Consider the following 19,751-nt stretch of genomic DNA (forward strand, 5'->3'; position numbering starts at 1 on the left):
CTTAGTTACCTTTAATATCAATTTTATAAGAAGCTTAGTATTACATTTTAAAAAATGTCTCATACCTTTATAGGCTTCTAATTCTAAAATTTATTACAACATGAAAAACACACCTTTAACTATTGTCGCTAAGATATTCGCAAAGGAAGAAAAAAGAGAACTTGTAAAATCGGAATTGCTAAAACTAATAGCAGCTACTAAGGTAGAAAAGGGCTGCATTGACTATGATTTGCATCAGGACAATGAAGATCCAAATGTATTCTTGTTTTTTGAGAATTGGGAAAGCAGGGCCCTGTGGCAAGAACATATGAAAAACAGTCATATCGCTGCATTTCAAAAAGCAACCGAAGGAGCAGTAGCATCGGTAACCTTAAATGAAATGACTAAAATAGTGGATTAATAAAGGGTTTAATGTGCTTTGTTCTTAAGAAAGGATTCTTAAAACAATGTACTAAAATCCGAATTTCAATCCATTTCTATCTCTAATTGGAGTATAAAATTAAACCTACCCCCAATAAAATACCTATTAGGGGAACTAACTTTTTGCGTTTATTTTGTTCCTTAAAAATGAGACCACCAACCACAACGGCAATTAATATTTGACTCCTTTTAATTGCCGATAATAACATTATTAAAGCATCGGGATCTTGTAGCGCCTTAAAATAGAAATAATCAGCAGCTTGTAATAAAATACCAACGGCCGGAATAGACCATCGCCATATAAAAGCCCTTCTTTTTTCAGCATAAGGAAACCATACTATGGATAAAATTACCAGTAAAATAATAATAACATAAAAGCAAAACCAAAAAATTAATGTTTGTGGATTTAAATGTAAAGTCTGAATGAGAAATTTATCATACAAACCACTAGATGCTCCTAAAAATGTAGCCGCAATGATGGCGTAGATCCATTTGTTACTTTTAAAATGAATACCTTCTTTTTTTCCTATTTTTGAATACAATAGGACCGAAAAAATAATTAGAAAAAAACCAATCCATTGTAAAAAGTTAGGCTTTTCTTGGTAAATCAGAATGGCTCCTATAAAGGTGAAAAAAGGGCCAGCAGAACGGATGGGAGTTACTATTGTTATTGGTAAATGTTTTAAGGCTTGATACGCTAAAACCCAAGAACCCGCCATTAGCAAGGATTTAATAAAAATAAAACCGTGCAATTGCCATGAAATAGTAGTGATGTAAAAACCAAAATCCTTGGCGTATTCTGGAAAATAAACAGAGCCTATAAAAAAGGGTAAGAGAAAAAGAAATCCAGAACCTATGGTACCCAAAAGTACCGGAAACACCTCATTGCCTTGTACAGCATGTTTTTTACATAGGTTGTGTAAACCCAAAAATAAAGCAGCCATTAATCCCAAATACATCCACATGGCGCGAAGATAAGTTTTATGGTTATTTTTCTACCTGTACTCACTGCCTTTCTTCTAAAATACAAGGAAATCACAAAACTATTATTTGCAATTTTATAGGCTTAACCTTCACTCTTGCCACCCCCTAATTATTTTATTTTTAATGTTTTTTGGTACACAAAAATTTTAATATCTTTAAAAGAACTTAAAACTCCCTGTCATGCAGCAACTTAAGAAAGAAGATATAAAACAAGAGGTGTTCGATCTATATGATGATTATGTACACAATAAATTACAACGACGCGATTTTATAGAACGCTTATCGCTCTTTGCCATTGGCAGTGTTACCGTTCCGGCACTTATGAGTTTTTTAATGCCCAACTATAAGGATACTTTATTGGTCGCTGCCAACGACCCTAGATTGGATTCCTCCTATATTACCTATGATTCCCCCAAAGGTGGAGGTCCTATAAAAGGATTATTGTCTAAACCCAAAGGAACAAAGAAAAATTTAGGCGGAATTATTGTAGTCCATGAAAATAGAGGCCTTAACCCCTATATTGAAGATACTGGACGAATGGCAGCTTTAGAAGGGTTTATTTCTTTGGCCCCAGATGCCTTATCGCCTCTTGGTGGGTACCCAGGTAATGATGATGAAGGAAGAACACTACAACAAAAGCGCGATAGAATGGAAATGCTAGAAGATTTTATTGCAGCCTATAACTACTTAAAAGCACATCCTAATTGCAATGGAAAAATTGGAGTTGTCGGCTTTTGTTTTGGCGGATGGATCTCTAATATGATGGCCGTACGCCTACCAGAATTAGCCGCGGCAGTACCTTTTTATGGCGGTCAGCCTACCGAAGATATTGATAAAATTAAGGCGCCTTTATTGCTTCAATATGCCGGTTTAGATACACGTGTTAACGCAGGATGGCCAGCCTATGAAAAAGCCCTTAAGGCAGAAAAAATAGACTACCAAGCCTTTGTCTACCCAGATGTAAACCATGGCTTTCACAATACGTCTACAACGAGGTATGACAAAGAAGCAGCAACCCTTGCATGGAAAAGAACAATGGACTTTTTTAAGAAGCATTTGTAAAATTCGGAATGTAATAAACAAAAAGGCTGTTTTAATATTCGAAAGTAAGGGAGTAACAAAAAGGTGATCAGTTGAACCCTAAATAATCAAGTGAACTTCACCCAACTCTTCAATACCGTATATTAATCTCATGGAGAACTCATAAACATAAAATTAATAGGTACGTTCCATCGTTTTGATAATTCTTTAATTTTTTCTGGACTAAATTCACCTTTCGCTGCAATAAATTCGATGGTTATTTTAGGATAAGCCTTATCTATAGTATTCTATAAAAATGATAAAATCGTCAGGATTAAGTATCAAATTTCCTGTTAGAGCTATAACAACTCCTACAATAGCAACGATAAGAGTCCGCCAACCTGCTACTTCAGGACGTGGTAATTTTTCCCTTTTAATTTTTAGGAGGATATTTCCAAATCCAAACAATATCATAACTCCTAAAAACGCAATGGTATCTCCTCCTGCAAGTGACTCTAAATTACCCTTGGCCAAAGTGTAAAAACAGTGTTTTGATATTGATTTGTACAAGGGTGTCTTCTGAGAATGTCTTTGTATAGCAAATACAAAAAATAGTAGCGGAGACTAGGAGGGAGGCTAGATGAATAATACCCCCTAAAAATATAATCGGATAATTTTGTCCGAATAAATATTATAACCTACTTTTGTCTCAAATAGAAGGATCATTATGTTTTCAAAAAGTTGTGAATACGGAATAAAAGCCACACTCTTCATTGCTCAAAAATCGCAACAAGGCGAAAGGGTACCCTTGAAGGAAATTGCGGCTGCCATTGATTCTCCTATAGCATTTACAGCAAAAATTTTACAAATCCTGGCCAAGGCTAATATTGTAGATTCTACCAAGGGACCTAATGGAGGTTTTGAAATTGAAGAAGTACGGCTACCTAATATAACTTTAAAGCAGATTGTACAGGCTATTGACGGGGATGGAGTATTTGAAGGTTGCGCCTTAGGGTTAAGTATATGTAATGCCAATGAACCTTGTCCAATGCACAATCAATTTGTAATCATACGGAACCAATTGAACGAGACCTTATCCTCTTCAAATCTGTTAAATGTTGCTATGGACTTGAATTTAGGACTCACTGTTCTTAAACGATAGAAAAAAAAATTAATTAATTAAAGGATAAAAAGATCTTAATATCTACAGTATGAATGTTTATCACTTACTTAGTTTTCAAATCAAAGTCTTAAATTCAGAAAATTGGCTTTCTAGCCCTGGTGTAATTGGGACCTTTATTCTTGCTTTTATAGTATTGTTTTTAGGGATATTTATTCTTATAAAACGACTCAATGGCTATGTAGACCTATTGAAAAAAAATACTAAAAATTTAGCGGAAGAAGAGTTTCAAAGGCGACTTATAAATCTTGATGAAAAACAAGTTGATGCCATTCTAAACCAACGAAAACAAGGTTTTAAAGGAGAAGAAAAGCAGACAGCTCTTTTAACTAAAACGGTTAAGAACAGTGGCTTTATAAAAAAAATTATAGATCCTAAGAATCCCCTTTTTGATGAAAAGACAAAGTCCACCATTACAATAAAAATCTCGAATGAATTAAAGGAAATAATTGTCTGGTATCTGGGAGCAGCAGTATTTTGGTTGGTTTTTGGCACCCTCGTAGGACAATATATCGGCATGAAGTTTATATGGCCCGAAATGGACAGTATTAGTTGGTTATCCTTTGGAAGGTTACGTCCTGTCCATACCAATACCGTATTTTGGGGGTGGGCTTCGCTAGCTATGATAGGCTTGGGACATTATGTGGTAGCAAGAACATCAAATCGGGAAATTTTCAGTTACAAACGATCAAAGATTGCCTTTTGGCTACTTAACCTAAGTGTTGTTTTGGGCAACCTTTTTTTAATGGCTGGAGTCAATAATGGGGGCGGGGAGTATCGAGAATATATTTGGCCAATTATGTTCTTATTTGCTATTGGCCTGCTAATAACATTTTTCAATTTCTACAAAACGGTTGCAACCCGAAAAATTTCAGAAATTTATATCTCTAATTGGTTTATCCTAGCATCTCTTATTTGGACCATTGTACTCACCGTAATTGGTTACTTCCCAGATTATCAGAATGGCTTGGGAGAAACCGTAATCCAAGGGTATTACATGCACCAAGGCGTAGGCATGTGGTTTATGACCTTTACCTTAGGGCTTGTTTATTATTTTCTACCTTCAACCCTTAACAAACCTATTTATTCCTATTCCTTGGGCGTACTTGCATTCTGGACGCAAATGCTATTTTATACACTTATAGGAACGCACCATTTTGTGTTTAGTCCGTTGCCTTGGTGGTTACAAACTGTTGCCATTGTTTTTAGTGCAGGAATGTTTATTCCAGTATTTGCCGGTAGCACCAATTTTTTGATGACCATGCGTGGCAGCTGGAACCACATTTCAAAAAGCTATGTGCTTCCTTTCTTTTTAGTGGGGGTTGTTTTTTACTTTGTTGGTTCTGTACAAGGAAGTTTTCAGGCGTTTAGGTACACCAATTACCTATGGCATTTTACGGATTTTAATGTGGCACATTCACACATGACCATGTATGGCATTATCACCTTTTTAATGTGGGGATGTATGTATGCCATCCTTCCAAAAATAACAGGCAATGAGCCATCGCAAAATCTAGTAGGGAGCCATTTTTGGCTTGCCTTCATTGGACTAATAGCATATATGGTTTCGTTGATGGCTGGCGGTACTTTAAAAGGATTAAGTTGGATAGAAGGAAACCCCTTTATAGAATCTGTTATTCTGATGAAAAACTATTGGGTATGGCGTGCCGTTGGAGGGTCGCTTATGTTTATATCACATCTCATTTTTGGATATAATTTCTACCTGATGGTACGTAAGAAAAATGAAATGCTACTCCCGCTTTCTGATGATTCCGTTTTAGAAAAGCAAAACTTACATACACAATCAAATTAATTGTTCGCAAATGTTAAACTTACATAAAGACCATAAAAACCTCGTGCTTCTTGCTTTTAGTGTTTTCGTTGTACTAAGCATTGGAGTGGCAATTTTACCTGCATATCAAATGCAAGAATACCAACCCATACCTGGACAAAAAGATTTAACAGTTTCCGAAAGAAAAGGATTGGAAATCTATATTTCGGAAGGTTGCGTTGCCTGTCATACCCAACAAGTCCGAAATATAGAAATGGATAAAACTTGGGGCGAGAGACCATCGTTAGCGTCGGATTATTACTATAGCAAACAGCGTATGGATGTGTGGAGGCAATCGCCCTCCCTATTAGGAAGTGAACGGACAGGACCCGACTTAACTAATATTGGGAATAGACAACCCAGTGACCAGTGGCATTTGTTACACCTCTACAATCCACGGTTGGTTGTAGAAGCTTCCATAATGCCACAATACTCTTGGTTATTCGAAAAAATAGATACTTTATACCTTGCTGATGATGCGGTAACCTTAGCCCGAGGTATAACAAAAATGGAGGGTAGAGAAGTCCTAGTAGCAACTCAAGATGCCTTGCACCTGGTAGCCTATTTAAAAAGTTTACAGCAATTTTCTTTTGAAAATGCAACTCCATCAGATTTTATCCCTGCCTTGCCCAAAGAACAAGGAGACAATGCAAGTGTAATACCAGCAAATAAAACGAAGGGAGCTAGTCTGTATCAAAATAACTGTGCAGCTTGTCACCAAAGTAATGGTCGTGGTGTAAAAGGTGCATTTCCACCACTTGCAGGAAGCCTTATTGTAAACGCTAAAAACCCAGAAACACTTATAAAAATTGTATTGATGGGCTATGATGCACGGGCAGAATATGGAGTTATGCCAGAATTTGCCGACAAACTAACCGACGAGGAAATTAAAGCCATTCTAGACCACGAACGAACGAACTGGGGCAACCGCGCACCAGAAGTACCCGTAGCAACTATTACACACTTAAGAGATTCAATATCAAAATTAAGCCAATGATAACAATAGACTATTTAGACAGCTTATTCTGTAAAACACCTGCAGAAGGTAGAATGCTCGCATTTACAATGGCTAGAAAAACAATTGCAGCAATTCAATCCGATCCTGAAGTTCGTAAAGAATTACGGCCTCACTATGCCAAAGACACAGCACAATTAATTGCTTCGTCTCAAGTCGTGGCAATAGAGTTTCAAACCATTGCTATGGCAAATAATTATTGGAGAGATGAAAAATAAAATTGCAACACTCCTCATCTTTTTAATAAGCGCGCTTGGTATGGCTTGTCCGTTGTGCGAAGCAAAACAGCCCAAAGGATTTGCGAATATTACTCATGGCGAAGGGCCTAATGGAGATATCGATTATATCATTATGTATTCAGCAATTGTCATTGTAGGATATACCCTTATTATGAGTATAAAATATTTGGCCAGGCCAAAAGAAAAGGAAAAAAATCATATTAAAAATTTAGTTCTAGAAGAACATAATTGCATTGACTAATGGAAAATAAAAGAAAGGTAACTGTGTTTTTGGACGATGAAAAAGTCCCTTTTGGTGTTTTTGAGCCCCCTGCAAAATTAATCTTAGATACCACCAAAATTTCTGATGGAAAGCATACGCTTAAAATAAAAGCAGTTTCATCCAAAGGTATAGAAGGAGTGCGAGTAATTCCTTTTGAAGTACGAAACGGTCCAGAAATAGCAGTAATAGGCTTAAAAGACAATGAAATTATAGAATCTAATACAGCCATTACAATTAATGCTTATGGTAGTGAGAGTTCTGAGTCATTTATAATTCGCGGTTCAGAAACACCAAAAGCCATTCCGTCATGGGTTTGGGCGTGTATTATAGCCTTTGTTGGTTTTGCTATATTCTACCTTATAACGCACTGGACAATGAACACTTATAAATCTTTTTTTTAATATGAATGATATAACAAATAGAAAAGACATTGAATTAATGGTAGACACCTTTTATGGGGCAATACGCCAAGACGAACTTTTAGGGCCTATATTTAACAACGTCATTCAGGACAATTGGCCAAAGCACCTTGACACCATGTACCGCTTTTGGCAAACCGTTCTTTTCCATGAATTTGCATATAAAGGTTCTCCTTTTATTCCGCACATGAATTTACCCATACAAGCTCATCATTTTGACCGGTGGGTATATCATTTTAATACCGCAATAGACAAAAACTTTAGCGGTAAAATAACGGAAGAAGCCAAATGGAGGGCTCAAAAAATAGCAGAAATGTTCATGCACAAATTAAATATTTCATAGTGTATATCCATAAAAGTAGCAATCCTGATTATACCCATAAAAGTGAAAACAATTAAAACCTAAAGCCTATGTCATTTACACAACGTATCAATATCACCATTCCCGTTTTATGGCTGGGTTTTGTGCTTTCCATTTCATTTATGGAAGCATGGCTAAAATTTCAAGCAGAAGGTGTTACCCAAATTATTGGCTTAAATATAGGCCAACTTGTCTTTGGTTCTTTAAACAAGGTAGAATTGTTTTTTATGACAATCTTACTCGTTTCAAACCTTAAAACAAAGTGGTTTAAAAGACACAGGTCCCTTAGAATTCTAGGAATCGCATTGCTTGTTATCTTACTAGCACAGACCTTCTATTTTCTTCCAGTACTTGACCAACGAGCAACACTAATTATTAACGGAAAGGTTCCTTCTGCATCCTATTTTCATTACTACTATGTTTTTTTAGAATTTTTAAAAGTTATCCTCCTCCTTGTTTTTTCACACCAAAGCATCACAACCTATATAAGACAACCTTAATCCAAAGTACGCCATGGAAAACTCAGAAAAAGAAAACCAAATTATTGAACAGATAAAAATGGTATATGATCCTGAAATCCCAGTCAATGTTTACGATTTGGGACTCATTTATGAATGTAAAATTCTTCCCGAGAATTGTGTTGAAATTTTAATGACCTTAACCTCACCGTCTTGTGCTATGGCAGGAATGATAGTAGATGAAGTACGTGAACGTATATCAGAACTCCATTTTGTAAAAGAAACAAAAGTAGAATTAACTTGGGACCCACCATGGGACAAACTATTAATGAGTGACGAAGCATTGCTAGAACTTGGATTTATGTAACCTAAAAAATAAAATTATGAATATCACATCTAAAAGTATCATTGGTAATATTGTTGGTCTCAATTATAAAACAGCTGAAATATTTAAAAAATATGCCTTAGACTTTTGTTGCGGCGGTCAACAGTCTATTGAAGAGGCCTGTACTTCAAATGGACTTTCTATGGCTACCATTGAAGCTATAGTACAAGAACTAATTAATTGCCTTGAAGAAAACAAAGAAAAGCAGAATAGAACTTATGGCAGCTGGCCCTTAGACAAACTTACAGATCATATAGAGGTAATACATCACTCTTATGTAGAAGCAAAGATTCCCATTATAAAGGCACATTTAAACAAAATAGAAGAGGTTCACGGTAATGATCATCCAGAACTTGTAGAAATTAATTCTATTTTTACAGATGCAGCAGGGCAATTAGCTATGCATATGAAAAAGGAAGAGCTTATTTTGTTTCCCTATATTCGGAAGCTTGCTAAAGCTAAAAGGGAATTTAGCAAATTAGTAAAACCTCATTTTGGTACCATAAAAAATCCCATACAACAAATGGAAGAAGAACATAACTTTGAAGGGGAAGCTTTTAAAAAAATAGGATTGCTATCTCATAATTATGTAGTTCCAAAAGATGGTTGTACTACTTATAGCGTTACTTTTGGTCTCCTAAAAGAATTTGAAGAGGACCTTAACTTACATATCCACAAAGAGAATAATATATTATTTCCAAGAGCCATTGCCTTGGAAGAAGAAATACAAACTACAAACCACACCTCTTAAACATTAGTAATTCCATAGGTAGTTTACTATACCTAAAGCTAAGCCGATACCCTAAATTAAACCCGCTGGTTTTCCGAGCCAAACACCAAAGTTGAGTATATAGAACCTTTTGTGTAATGTAGTAATTGGCAGAAATAGGTTTCCTACAGCTCCATACAAATAAATTAGCTTTGCTGTATGTATTGGTACTTATTAATACCTCTGGTTAAATTATTTTTAACTATTTTTAAAAAGTAAAATAGTGCTTCACATCATATTTAACCACAACCCGTTAATAGTGTTGCTTTTACATTCCCCCCAATTTAACAAAATACAATGTATGGATGTATTGGAGAAAGAACTTAAAGATCTGGTCAAGAAAGATAATAAAATATTCAATTTTATTGAAAATCATGTATTGGACGGTATTTGGTATTGGAATATAGAAAATTGCAATCATTTAAGTGGTTGGTTAAACGATACTTTTTGGAAAACCTTAGGATATTCCCTTAAAGAAATAAAGGAGCAAAACATAACCTTGGTAGATGTGTGTAATGCAGAAGATATGGTTCGAGGAGAACAAAATCTGCACCTCCATATCAGTAACCCAAAAAAATATCCTTTTGATGAAAATATAAGGTATACGCATAAAGAAGGCCATACCATTTGGTTAAATGTGAAAGGCACCATTGTTTATACAAAGGAGAATAAGCCCTTTCGGATGTTAGGAACACATACGTCAATTACAAAACTAAAGGAAGCTAAATCCAAGCTTCAAGACAAAGTGCAGTATTACGAAAATGTAATTAGTGGTGTAGGCATTGGATCTTGGGAATACAATATAAAAACAGGTCATATTAAATTTAACGATTGCTGGGCGGAATTATTTGGATACACACCAGAAGAACAGGGATTTATTACAGCTACGAAATGGAAAAAGTACTTGCATCCAGATGATATTCAAATAATAAATGATGCGTATGAAAAACATTTAGTAGGTGGCCCCTATTCTGAAAGTGAGTTTAGGCTAAAGCACAAAGACGGACATTGGGTTTGGATCGTATCTCGGGCTAGAATTATACTATATGATACGGATGGAAATCCAGAAATAATTGCTGGCTTGAATTCTGATATTACCGAGCGTAAAGTCAATGAACAATTACAAATTAAAAATTCCGATTTAATGCAGCGGATTAATGATGCTGCACGAATTGGTATTTGGGAAGTAAATTTAGAAACCAACATTATTTATTGGAACGATACCATTAAAGAAATGCTGGGTGTTCCTAAAGATTACCAACCAACCCTAGATGACGCATACCTCTTTTTTCAAGAAGGAGAACACCGTAAACATATTATTTCGGCGATTGTTAAGGGGATTAGTACTGGAGAAAATTTCGACTTTGAGGCATTAATTGCACCTTTAGATAATGCTGTTTTTTGGGGACGTGTAATTGGAATTTCCGAGTTTAAAAATGGTCAATGCAAACGTCTTTATGGTTTTTTTCAAGACATAAACGAACAAACAAAAACAACCAAGGAGCTATTAAATTATAAAACACTTTTAGAACGCTCTAACGAAGTTGCAAAAATTGGTTCTTGGGAGGTAGATCCAGAAACTCAAGAAGTATATTATGGAGACAGCCTTACAACACTTTTAGTTGCAGAACGTAACCAATATAACTTAGAAGACTCAATTCTAAAAAATATTAAAGGAAACGATCAAGAATGGGTGAAGGCAATTATGAACAAAGCTTTAACTCAGGGTGATGACTTTGATATAGAGCTGCAATTACAAGGGCATAACAGACATTTTTGGGCGCGCATTATTGGTATTTCCGATTTTGAGGACGGGAAATGTAAAAAACTCTACGGTTTAATACAAGATATTGATGCTTCCAAAAAATTAGAATTAGAATTATCATTAAGGGAGGAGCAGTTTAGACAAACCTTTTGGTATGCCAATGTGGGAATGACCTTGTTTAATTTAGAAGGCAAAATAACTAGTGCTAACCCAAGTGTTTGTAGAACTTTTGGATTCAGTGAAGAAGAATTACTTAAAATTCCAATTGCAGAATTATCACACCCAGATGATTTAGCGACTTCCCAAGAATTAATGCGCGAACTTATAGCCGGCGAACGCGATAATTTTCAAATTGAGAAACGCTACTTTCATAAAAATGGCAAGGCAATTTGGGTTTTTCTTTCAACTTCTAGTGTAAAAAATGATCAAGGAAAGGTATCTCACTTTGTCTCCCAAATACAGGATATTACCGAAAACAAAAAATTAACTGAAAGCCTTCAAGAACACAACAACCGTCTTTTGAATTTTGCACATATTGTTTCCCATAATCTTCGCTCCCATACGGGTAACATGGCTATGCTTCTCGATATTAATAAGGTTAAAAATGGGAATACAATGGATCATGAAATTTTTCAGCATATAAAATCGGCTTCAGATAATATGAGTGATACTGTAAATCACTTAACCGAAATTGTTGAAATAAACTCTCAGGTAAAGGAAAGTTTAGTGCCTAAAAATTTAAGCAACTATGTAGCTAGAGCCTTACAAAACATAAAACATTCTATAGAGGAACATCAAATTGAAATACAGCTTGATGTTGACCCACAACTCACTGTTCGTGTGGTGCCAGCCTATTTAGAAAGCATCCTACTAAACCTCCTTACAAATGCCATAAAATACCGAGCCTTAGATAGGCCTTGTACTATTAAAATTACGACTGAAGTTTCTGAAAAATTTATATCTTTGGCGATTATCGATAACGGACTGGGCATAGATTTAGAAAAGAACGGAGACAGGCTTTTTGGAATGTATAAAACATTCCATGAACACAAAGAAGCGCGTGGCATAGGGCTTTTTATTAGTAAAAACCAAATTGAAGCTATGGGTGGAAAAATAGAAGTTAGCAGTAGAGTCGATAAAGGCTCAACATTTAAAATACAATTTAAATATGAATACAATGATTAATACGGCATGCATCATTGACGATGACCCAATTTATATTTTTGGCACCAAAAAAATAATGGAAGCCACTAATTTTTGCAATGATTTCTTAATTTATAAAAATGGTAAAGATGCCGTAGATGATTTAATCCCTAAAATTTCAGCAGGAGAATCACTACCAGATGTTATTCTATTGGATTTAAATATGCCCATTATGGATGGATGGCAAGTACTTGATGAGCTTGTAAAAATTCCAACCGACCATAAAATTAAAATCTATATCGTAAGTTCCTCCGTAAATTCTGCTGATGTGGAACGTGCCAAATCGTATAGTTTGGTAAGTAATTACCTCATTAAACCTTTTTCGGTAGATAAAATCCATGATTTAATGAAGGATTTAGAGAATTAGATTTGACAAACTTCCTTGATAAAGGCCAAGCACTTAAATACAACTTATATTAGATTCAACAAAAGCCTGTGCCAAATAATAAATGGTACAGGCTTATTTATGTGGTGAGGTTCACCAACCATAGTGATCCTAAAAAAACTAATCAATCGGCCCATATGGACATCCCAATATAGGATAAAATTATTGCCAATTTTAAAAACTTAAAGGCATTTTGCCAAGACAATTCCTGCGATTTCTTATTCCAAATTAAGGCTATGTATGGTCTTCATTAAAATCCTCACAAAATAATTGAAAGTAGTGAAATACAGCCCTTTGCTATTCCGTGTTTTTTGAGTAGTTTCATCACATAATTAATTAATCATGAAATTACCAAGCCTAAACCAGCTTTCAATTGCCATCCTTTTTGTTCTTATTTTTAATGCCTGTAGTACGCCTATAACCTATGATAGACCCATAGATTCATGGGTTTTTAGATCGGTTTTAGACAAACAACCAAGAATGCTTACTGTTGCCTTGCATAAAGATTTATACGTTTCCTACAACCTACAATTGGGAAACTTGTACAAAGTATGGAAAGGGGGCGTAAATTATGAAGGTGCTGTGTATACAACAGCCCATGGAATACAACCCACAAGTTTTGGATATACCTACGCACAAGACAGTACGACGGCAACCCAATGGAGTTTGAAAACCACAGCAGGGTTAGAAGTGCCTCAAATTAATTATTTGGGATACTCCCTTATTGATAATCAAGTTGGAATTGATTTTGAATTGATAGCAAAATCAGGTGCGTCGGTTCAAATTCGTGAAATTCCTGAATTTGAAGTCCTTGATAATTATAGCGGATTACAACGTTCATTTAAAGTAATGAAAAGGACATCACAGGATCTTGTTCCGGTTCTAAAATACACCATTAAGGACCAATTTGTTCATAAGGAAATTATCAATGGATTAGAGCAAGAAATCCATACCAATGAAGTTTCACTTTCCAAAAAAACACAAATTAAAACCTACTTCAATCCCATTCCGGACGATTGGCGTGGGCCGGTATTGGACCTGTCTGGTAAAATTGCCAAGGGGCTTAATTTAACGACACAGAACGATTGTTCTGCCTGCCATTTAAAACATGAAAATTTAGTGGGACCAGCCTATGATTCCATAGCCTCGCGGTATCCTTTTAATTGGCCAACGATTGAATTATTAAAAAGTAAAGTAATCTTGGGAGGTACCGGCAATTGGGGTACCGTTCCTATGACCTCACATCCGGATATTTCAGAGGAAGAAGCATCCAATATGGCGTATTACATCCTATCATTAGATGGTGAACCAGAACCCGAAGCCATTGCAGTAGATTTGTTTGTAGACACCCCAGCAATTCCCATAGAATTAGATGCAATCAATAGAACCACTGAGAATGTCTCTACAAAAGAACAAGGTGTAGCGGTAAACTTTTACCTGACCAATGATAGTGGTGATTTATACGATAAATTGACTGGCAGTACAGCTCCAATTTTCAATGGTGTTGCCCCCGCAATTCATCAGCCAAACGCTGCTAATGTAAGTGAGGTACGAGAGAATTTTTACATGGAATTTATAGGTTATATCAAATCTGATGAGGCTGTGGAAAAACACTTTAGATTGGTCAGCGATGATGGATCCATTTTACTGCTAAATAGCAAAAAGATAATTGATAATACGGGTAGCCACGCACCAATGCCCGTTGTTGGGGTAGGGCAGTTACAGAAAGGCTGGAATTCCTTTAAGGTTCAATTTCATCAAGGAGGAGGTGGCGCATCCATTTCCTTACAATGGTCTGGAGACGGCAAGGAATTTACAGTAGTACCAGAAACGGTGTTTTATCACGATAACAAACCTTTTACCGACTTATTGCCCTACGAATCTAAGGTGGCCAATGGTACACCAGGGGATAAAATGCCATTAGATGCTGTACACCCTTCTTTTGATATGTACCAAGCGAAACCAGCAGATTTTAATCCGCGAATTGGAGGTATAGATTTTATAGATTCTGAGAAAATGATTATCTGTACGTGGGATGCTACCGGCGCAGTTTATATTATTAAGAATTACAACACCACAGACCCATCTACCATAGAAGTGAAACAAATTGCCCAAGGTCTTGCAGAACCTTTGGGTATTAAAATTGTAGATGGCGATATTTATGTGTTGCAAAAGCAAGAGTTAACACGCTTGGTAGATACCGATGGTGATGAGATCATTGATGAATATCAGAAAGTGTGTGATGCTTGGCATGTAACGTCTCACTATCATGAATTTGCGTTCGGACTAGTTTATAAAGACAATAGTTTTTATGCAACTTTAGCAACAGATCTAGGGTCTGAATTTAAAAATGTACCTGATCGTGGCAAGGTTGTTCGTATTAGTAAAGATGGTAGCGAGGTTGAAGTTATAGCTGAGGGCTTTAGAACTCCTAACGGTATTGGAGAAGGACCAGATGGAGCACTTTATGTTTCTGACAACCAAGGTAATTGGATTCCAACAAGCAAAGTAGTACGTGTAGAAAAAGGAAAGTGGTACGGCTTTCGCCATGCCGATTGGGACCGTGTAAAGGACTATGAAGAACAACCGCCATTGGTGTGGTTACCACATGTAGAAATCAGCAATTCTCCCAGTCAGCCTACCACCTTAAATTTAGGACCGTATAAGGATCAATTAATTTTTGGAGATGTAACCCATGGTGGTATAAAACGAGTATTTATAGACGAAGTCGACGGTGTAAAACAAGGCGCTGCATTTCGTTTTATTCAAGGCTTAGATGCAGGTATAAATAGAACGGTATGGGGACCAGACGGCAATTTGTATGCAGGAGGTATAGGTTCCGGAGGAAATTGGAGACACGAAGGCAAAGAGTGGTACGCCTTACATCGTTTTGATTATAATGAGAAATCTACCTTTGAAATGCTTGCCGTTAGAGCCAAAAGCAACGGGATGGAAATAGAATTTACAGAACCCATTGATACTTCTACTACAATTAATAGTGACAATTTTACTATAGAACAGTACTACTATGAAGCAACCGAAAATTATGGCGGACCTAAAAAAGGCGTAGAAACGTTGACTATAGATGCCGTGGAGCTGTCCGACGACCGCAAAAAGATAATACTTACCTCCAATGGGCTAAAAGAAGGTAAAGTGGTGTATATACATATTAGAAAACCCTTTGTAAGTGCTAGTAAACAGAAATTATGGTCAACAGAAGTTTGGTATACCATGACCAAAAAACCGAAAAGGTAACTAGCTTTTTAAACTTTTAGGCAAAAGAATGCTAAGTTCTCAATACTAATTGTAGAAATAAGGAATCCAAAATCTGCTTTTTGGGTGTTTATTTTTACAGGAAGGTATGTTGGCTTGGACCTATTATTTTAAAAAAAACCTACAATCCTAAATTAAAAGCCGGGGAGTTATTCAAAAAATACTTCAATATAAACCACCTAAAACTGGTGAAAGAAATATTTTTTTCTGAAATTGCACAGTTAACTTAGAAAATAGTAAAAGGACCGATGTAGTACCGCTCTTTAACCAATTCAGTGGTTAAAATCTAAATAGAGACTCTAGGAATTGCAAAGGTATCTGCCCTAAACTTAAAATTTATTAAATGCTAAAAAGAATACTATTAACACCATTTCAAAAGTTTGTAAAAATAGAAAGTTTAGCGGGGATGTTGCTTTTTGGAGCAACAATTATAGCATTGCTATGGGCCAATTCCCCGTTTGGAGCTATCTATGAAAGTTTATGGCAATATGAAATTGGAATTTCCTTTCATACGTTCGAATTAAAAAAACCATTAATACTATGGATCAATGATGGTTTAATGGCTATTTTCTTTTTTTTAATTGGTCTCGAGTTAAAAAGGGAATTGTTAATTGGAGAAATTAATACCTTAAAAAAGGCTGCCTTTCCCTTTATAGCAGCTCTTGGGGGTGTTTTAATTCCTATTGCACTCTATTTGTTCTTAAATCAAAACCCAGATACTGTAAAAGGCTGGGGAATACCAATGGCAACAGATATTGCCTTTGCCTTGGCAATTCTAAGTACCTTAGGAAAAAGAGTACCTTTAAGTTTAAAAATATTTCTAACCGCATTTGCAATTATAGATGATATTGCGGCAGTACTCGTCATTGCAGCTTTTTATAGTGTGGATATCAATTGGCTATTTCTTTTGTACGGCACCTTGCTCATAGGTCTGTTGAGTTTCTTATACTATAAACGCAAGTATTCCTTGGAAATAGGGTTGATTTTTGCCGTTGTTATTTGGTTTTTGTTTCTTAAATCAGGAATACACCCAACCATTGCTGGGGTACTTCTAGCCTTTACCATACCCATAAAAAGAAAAATTGGCATCCAATCATTTTCAGAAAAAGTGGGTTCAATTTCAACCAATATCAATAAGGTGTCTGACGATGATGATAAACATTTACTGACCAAAGACGAAGTGAAATATGTTGAGAATTTGGACGACTTAACTTTTGATGTGCGCTCACCATTACAAAATCTTGAGCATAAATTACACAGTTGGATTGCCTATTTTATACTACCCGTATTTGCTTTTGCCAACGCAGGTGTTGTTATAAGCACCAGTTATGAATTTGATTTTTCTTTAATGTCTACCATAATTTTTAGTCTATTTATTGGTAAATTTTTAGGGGTTGCCTTGTTTTCCTATTTGGGGATTAAATTGAAATTAACAGAATTGCCGTCCGGTGTAAAATTTAAGCAAATATTGGGAATCGCGGCCATTTCAGGAGTTGGATTTACCATGTCTATTTTTATTGGAACCCTAGCGTTTGCGGGCGATTTAACGAGTATTAATTCCGCCAAGGTTGGAATTATTATTGGATCCATTATTTCAGGACTTTTAGGATATCTTATCTTGCGATTGACCAGCAAAAAAGTCAAGTAAGAGTGAATCCCTAGATCTTGAGGGAATTTCTAAAAAACAGCGATCATATTTTTGTCGTATTGATTCTGTTCCTTACCCTAATGTCGTTTATGGAATTGTAGCTTTTCATTACGCGAAACAGAATAAAAAGCCCAAACAGATACTATTGTTTGGGCTTTTTTTAGAATAAATATGCTACAATATAATAGTAAATTAAACCTTATTACATAGATTTTAAAACAGCTTAAATGCTAATTAAATAATTCTTTTGAAACATCTTTTTATAAATATCCTTGCTAAACATATACAACTGTGATGGTTTTTTTGAAACACCTACTTGTTTTTCATCAATGGCAATAATATATTTTTTGTTGATTACTTTTCTCCTAAAATTACGGTTGTCAAACTCAATACCTAAAATGGATTGGTATAAATCTTGGACTTCATTAATAGTGAATTTATCAGGTAGTAATTCAAAAATAACGGGTTCGGCCAGACACTTTATTTTTAAATCCTCATAAGCTTCCAAGATAATTTGTTTGTGATCAAAACCTAATTCTGGCAAATCCTTTACTGGAAACCATTTTTTTTGAATGGAATTATTTTTTAAGTCTACATCTTCCGTTTTTAACAAAAAGTAATACGCAATGGTAATTGTCCTGGCATCAAATCCTTCCTTTTTAATCCAAGGCAAATCTTTAGCACCGGTTAATCTATCAGGATCTCCAAAGGCTTTAAATTGTTTTTTATATTGATTGGTAAGACCGGTCAATTCTTTCAATACTCTTGTAGCCGAAGCATCTAAGGTTTCCTTTTCATATACATGATACCCTGTTAATACATAGTCATCTACGAGTACTTCACCTCCAGTATCAGATTCTAAATACCGTTTCATTACTAAAACATTGAGGGATTTTGTGGTGGTGTCATATCCAAAAACAACACAGTCGACCGATAAATTTGGGATTTTTTCAACTTTCATAAAACAATTTTAGGTGTAAAAATTAGTATTAATACTGTAAAAGTAAGGAATAAATGTATAAAATACGTTAATAAATTAATATTTTAATTTGCAGTTGATACTAGTAAAATGGCATTTATAAGGATGTTATTGTGTTAAATTCATAATATTTTCACTTTTTTTTAACAATGTATTAGTATTTTTTATACATTTGAAAAACAAACGTAAATATGACGTTTAAAAATATGCTAACATTAAAATAATATAATATGAAACGCACAACTCTAGAATCTCAGGAAAACAGCCAATCTGTTTATCACTTATTAAGTAAGACAAAGGCCCAAAAAACTGCAGGGCAATCCATAGCCACTACTTTTATTTGTATGTTATTGTTTTTTGGATTAAATTTAGTATCCGCTCAATCTGAGTCTATGAAAGATGACTATAAGGCATTTAACGCCAGTGGTCATTTAAAGAATATGCATACCTGGCATGGCTTTGTTGTGCACCCAGGAGCAGTATTTGCTACCAGCCTAGAGTACAACACACGAGATTCAAAATTTACCTTTGGGGTTTGGGGTGGTGCCAGTTTTACAAGTACTGATGTTGTAAACCAAGACACTGGCGCAAATGTTAGTGCCAACTATAAAGAATTTTCAATTTATACGGTATACCGGTTTTCTGATTCCTTTTTTTTAGAAGCTGTCTCGCATAACAATTATACAGGAGTAGAAGAAAGAGGTGATCAACTTCACTACTGGAGTTATGATAAAACACAAGGTTATAATTTTGTTGACGTAAACTTAGGATATAACATAAGCCCCAATACCTTATTGTATTTGGCTACCATTGTAGGTGGTGGCTCTGGAGATTATGAAGTACAAACAGATGGATCCTTAAAAAATTCTTGGACCCATTATTTTGAAGTTAAAAGTAAAGTTTGGGAAAAAGAAGATGCTAAACTTTCACTTTTTGCCGGTGGTGCCTGGTCTTTTACTACAGATAAAACCTTTTACACCGAAGGGGCAGGAAACCTTATAAATGTTGGCGCTGTTTTTGGCAAGAATATTAATCTTGGTAACTATAAAATGCCAATAGAAGTAACCGCAATGTGGAATCCTGAAAAGGAAATAACAGTATTACAATTAGACATCACCTTATTTTAATAACACAAATTTAGCTAATACATTCAAT

The 19,751-nt window shown here is 35.4% G+C and carries 20 protein-coding genes; 17 read left to right on the top strand and 3 right to left on the bottom strand.

Going from position 1 to position 19,751, the window contains the following annotated elements; translation table 11 throughout:
• Positions 1-100 precede the first annotated feature (100 nt).
• Positions 101-400: a putative quinol monooxygenase gene (locus MWU65_RS06310; RefSeq protein WP_247076337.1), complete on the top strand. Its 300-nt coding sequence runs from the start codon at positions 101-103 to the stop codon at positions 398-400.
• Positions 401-482: 82 nt separating this feature from the next.
• Here the strand turns inward: MWU65_RS06310 and MWU65_RS06315 are convergent, their stop codons facing one another.
• The gene (locus MWU65_RS06315) at positions 483-1,385 is read right to left on the bottom strand and encodes an EamA family transporter (protein ID WP_247076338.1); all 903 of its coding nucleotides are present in this window, start codon (positions 1,383-1,385) and stop codon (positions 483-485) included.
• Between the two features lie 199 nt (positions 1,386-1,584).
• Here MWU65_RS06315 and MWU65_RS06320 point away from each other — a divergent pair, with 199 nt between their 5' ends.
• Positions 1,585-2,466 (top strand): dienelactone hydrolase family protein, encoded by an 882-nt coding sequence (locus MWU65_RS06320; protein ID WP_247076339.1) that lies wholly within the window; start codon positions 1,585-1,587, stop codon positions 2,464-2,466.
• A gap of 252 nt (positions 2,467-2,718) precedes the next feature.
• Here MWU65_RS06320 and MWU65_RS06325 read toward each other — a convergent pair whose 3' ends face one another.
• Positions 2,719-2,958 carry a hypothetical protein gene (locus MWU65_RS06325; protein WP_247076340.1) on the bottom strand — a complete coding sequence of 80 codons (240 nt, stop codon included), beginning with the start codon at positions 2,956-2,958 and terminating at the stop codon, positions 2,719-2,721.
• 193 nt (positions 2,959-3,151) lie between these two features.
• Between MWU65_RS06325 and MWU65_RS06330 the strand changes: the two genes are divergently transcribed.
• From MWU65_RS06330 to nhaA, 14 genes are all read left to right on the top strand, one after another.
• Complete coding sequence (locus tag MWU65_RS06330) at positions 3,152-3,586, top strand: Rrf2 family transcriptional regulator (protein WP_247076341.1); 435 nt, start codon at positions 3,152-3,154, stop codon at positions 3,584-3,586.
• Between the two features lie 49 nt (positions 3,587-3,635).
• Positions 3,636-5,417, top strand: coding sequence for a cbb3-type cytochrome c oxidase subunit I (locus MWU65_RS06335; RefSeq protein ID WP_247076342.1), 1,782 nt, complete (start codon positions 3,636-3,638; stop codon positions 5,415-5,417).
• A 10-nt stretch (positions 5,418-5,427) separates the two neighbouring features.
• Complete coding sequence (locus MWU65_RS06340) at positions 5,428-6,432, top strand: cbb3-type cytochrome c oxidase subunit II (protein ID WP_247076343.1); 1,005 nt, start codon at positions 5,428-5,430, stop codon at positions 6,430-6,432.
• Entirely contained in the window at positions 6,429-6,668 is a 240-nt protein-coding gene (locus tag MWU65_RS06345; protein ID WP_247076344.1) for a hexameric tyrosine-coordinated heme protein, read from the top strand. Before MWU65_RS06340 ends, MWU65_RS06345 begins: the two co-directional genes overlap by 4 nt.
• Positions 6,658-6,930, top strand: coding sequence for a hypothetical protein (locus MWU65_RS06350; protein ID WP_247076345.1), 273 nt, complete (start codon positions 6,658-6,660; stop codon positions 6,928-6,930). The genes MWU65_RS06345 and MWU65_RS06350 overlap by 11 nt, the downstream gene beginning before the upstream one ends.
• Positions 6,930-7,352 (top strand): cytochrome C, encoded by a 423-nt coding sequence (locus MWU65_RS06355; protein ID WP_247076346.1) that lies wholly within the window; start codon positions 6,930-6,932, stop codon positions 7,350-7,352. The genes MWU65_RS06350 and MWU65_RS06355 overlap by 1 nt, the downstream gene beginning before the upstream one ends.
• A 1-nt stretch (position 7,353) precedes the next feature.
• Positions 7,354-7,713, top strand: coding sequence for a group III truncated hemoglobin (locus MWU65_RS06360; RefSeq protein WP_247076347.1), 360 nt, complete (start codon positions 7,354-7,356; stop codon positions 7,711-7,713).
• A 68-nt stretch (positions 7,714-7,781) separates the two neighbouring features.
• On the top strand, positions 7,782-8,231 hold the full coding sequence (locus MWU65_RS06365) for a hypothetical protein (RefSeq protein WP_247076348.1): 450 nt from the start codon (positions 7,782-7,784) through the stop codon (positions 8,229-8,231).
• Between the two features lie 13 nt (positions 8,232-8,244).
• Entirely contained in the window at positions 8,245-8,556 is a 312-nt protein-coding gene (locus MWU65_RS06370) for an iron-sulfur cluster assembly protein (RefSeq protein WP_247076349.1), read from the top strand.
• Between the two features lie 16 nt (positions 8,557-8,572).
• Positions 8,573-9,325, top strand: coding sequence for an iron-sulfur cluster repair di-iron protein (ric, locus tag MWU65_RS06375; RefSeq protein ID WP_247076350.1), 753 nt, complete (start codon positions 8,573-8,575; stop codon positions 9,323-9,325).
• 319 nt (positions 9,326-9,644) lie between these two features.
• Positions 9,645-12,293 (top strand): PAS domain S-box protein, encoded by a 2,649-nt coding sequence (locus MWU65_RS06380; RefSeq protein ID WP_247076351.1) that lies wholly within the window; start codon positions 9,645-9,647, stop codon positions 12,291-12,293.
• Positions 12,286-12,678, top strand: coding sequence for a response regulator (locus tag MWU65_RS06385; protein WP_247076352.1), 393 nt, complete (start codon positions 12,286-12,288; stop codon positions 12,676-12,678). Before MWU65_RS06380 ends, MWU65_RS06385 begins: the two co-directional genes overlap by 8 nt.
• A 360-nt stretch (positions 12,679-13,038) precedes the next feature.
• Positions 13,039-15,951 (top strand): PA14 domain-containing protein, encoded by a 2,913-nt coding sequence (locus MWU65_RS06390; RefSeq protein ID WP_247076353.1) that lies wholly within the window; start codon positions 13,039-13,041, stop codon positions 15,949-15,951.
• A gap of 361 nt (positions 15,952-16,312) precedes the next feature.
• Complete coding sequence (gene nhaA / locus MWU65_RS06395; protein ID WP_247076354.1) at positions 16,313-17,617, top strand: Na+/H+ antiporter NhaA; 1,305 nt, start codon at positions 16,313-16,315, stop codon at positions 17,615-17,617.
• A 223-nt stretch (positions 17,618-17,840) separates the two neighbouring features.
• Here the strand turns inward: nhaA and MWU65_RS06400 are convergent, their stop codons facing one another.
• Positions 17,841-18,578, bottom strand: coding sequence for an NUDIX domain-containing protein (locus tag MWU65_RS06400; RefSeq protein WP_247076355.1), 738 nt, complete (start codon positions 18,576-18,578; stop codon positions 17,841-17,843).
• Positions 18,579-18,826: 248 nt separating this feature from the next.
• On the opposite strand from MWU65_RS06400, the gene MWU65_RS06405 reads away from it, so the two are divergent.
• The gene (locus MWU65_RS06405) at positions 18,827-19,723 is read left to right on the top strand and encodes a hypothetical protein (protein WP_247076356.1); all 897 of its coding nucleotides are present in this window, start codon (positions 18,827-18,829) and stop codon (positions 19,721-19,723) included.
• The last annotated feature ends 28 nt before the right edge of the window (positions 19,724-19,751 follow it).

This window comes from Cellulophaga sp. F20128 (assembly GCF_023015805.1).
Lineage (GTDB): Bacteria > Bacteroidota > Bacteroidia > Flavobacteriales > Flavobacteriaceae > Cellulophaga.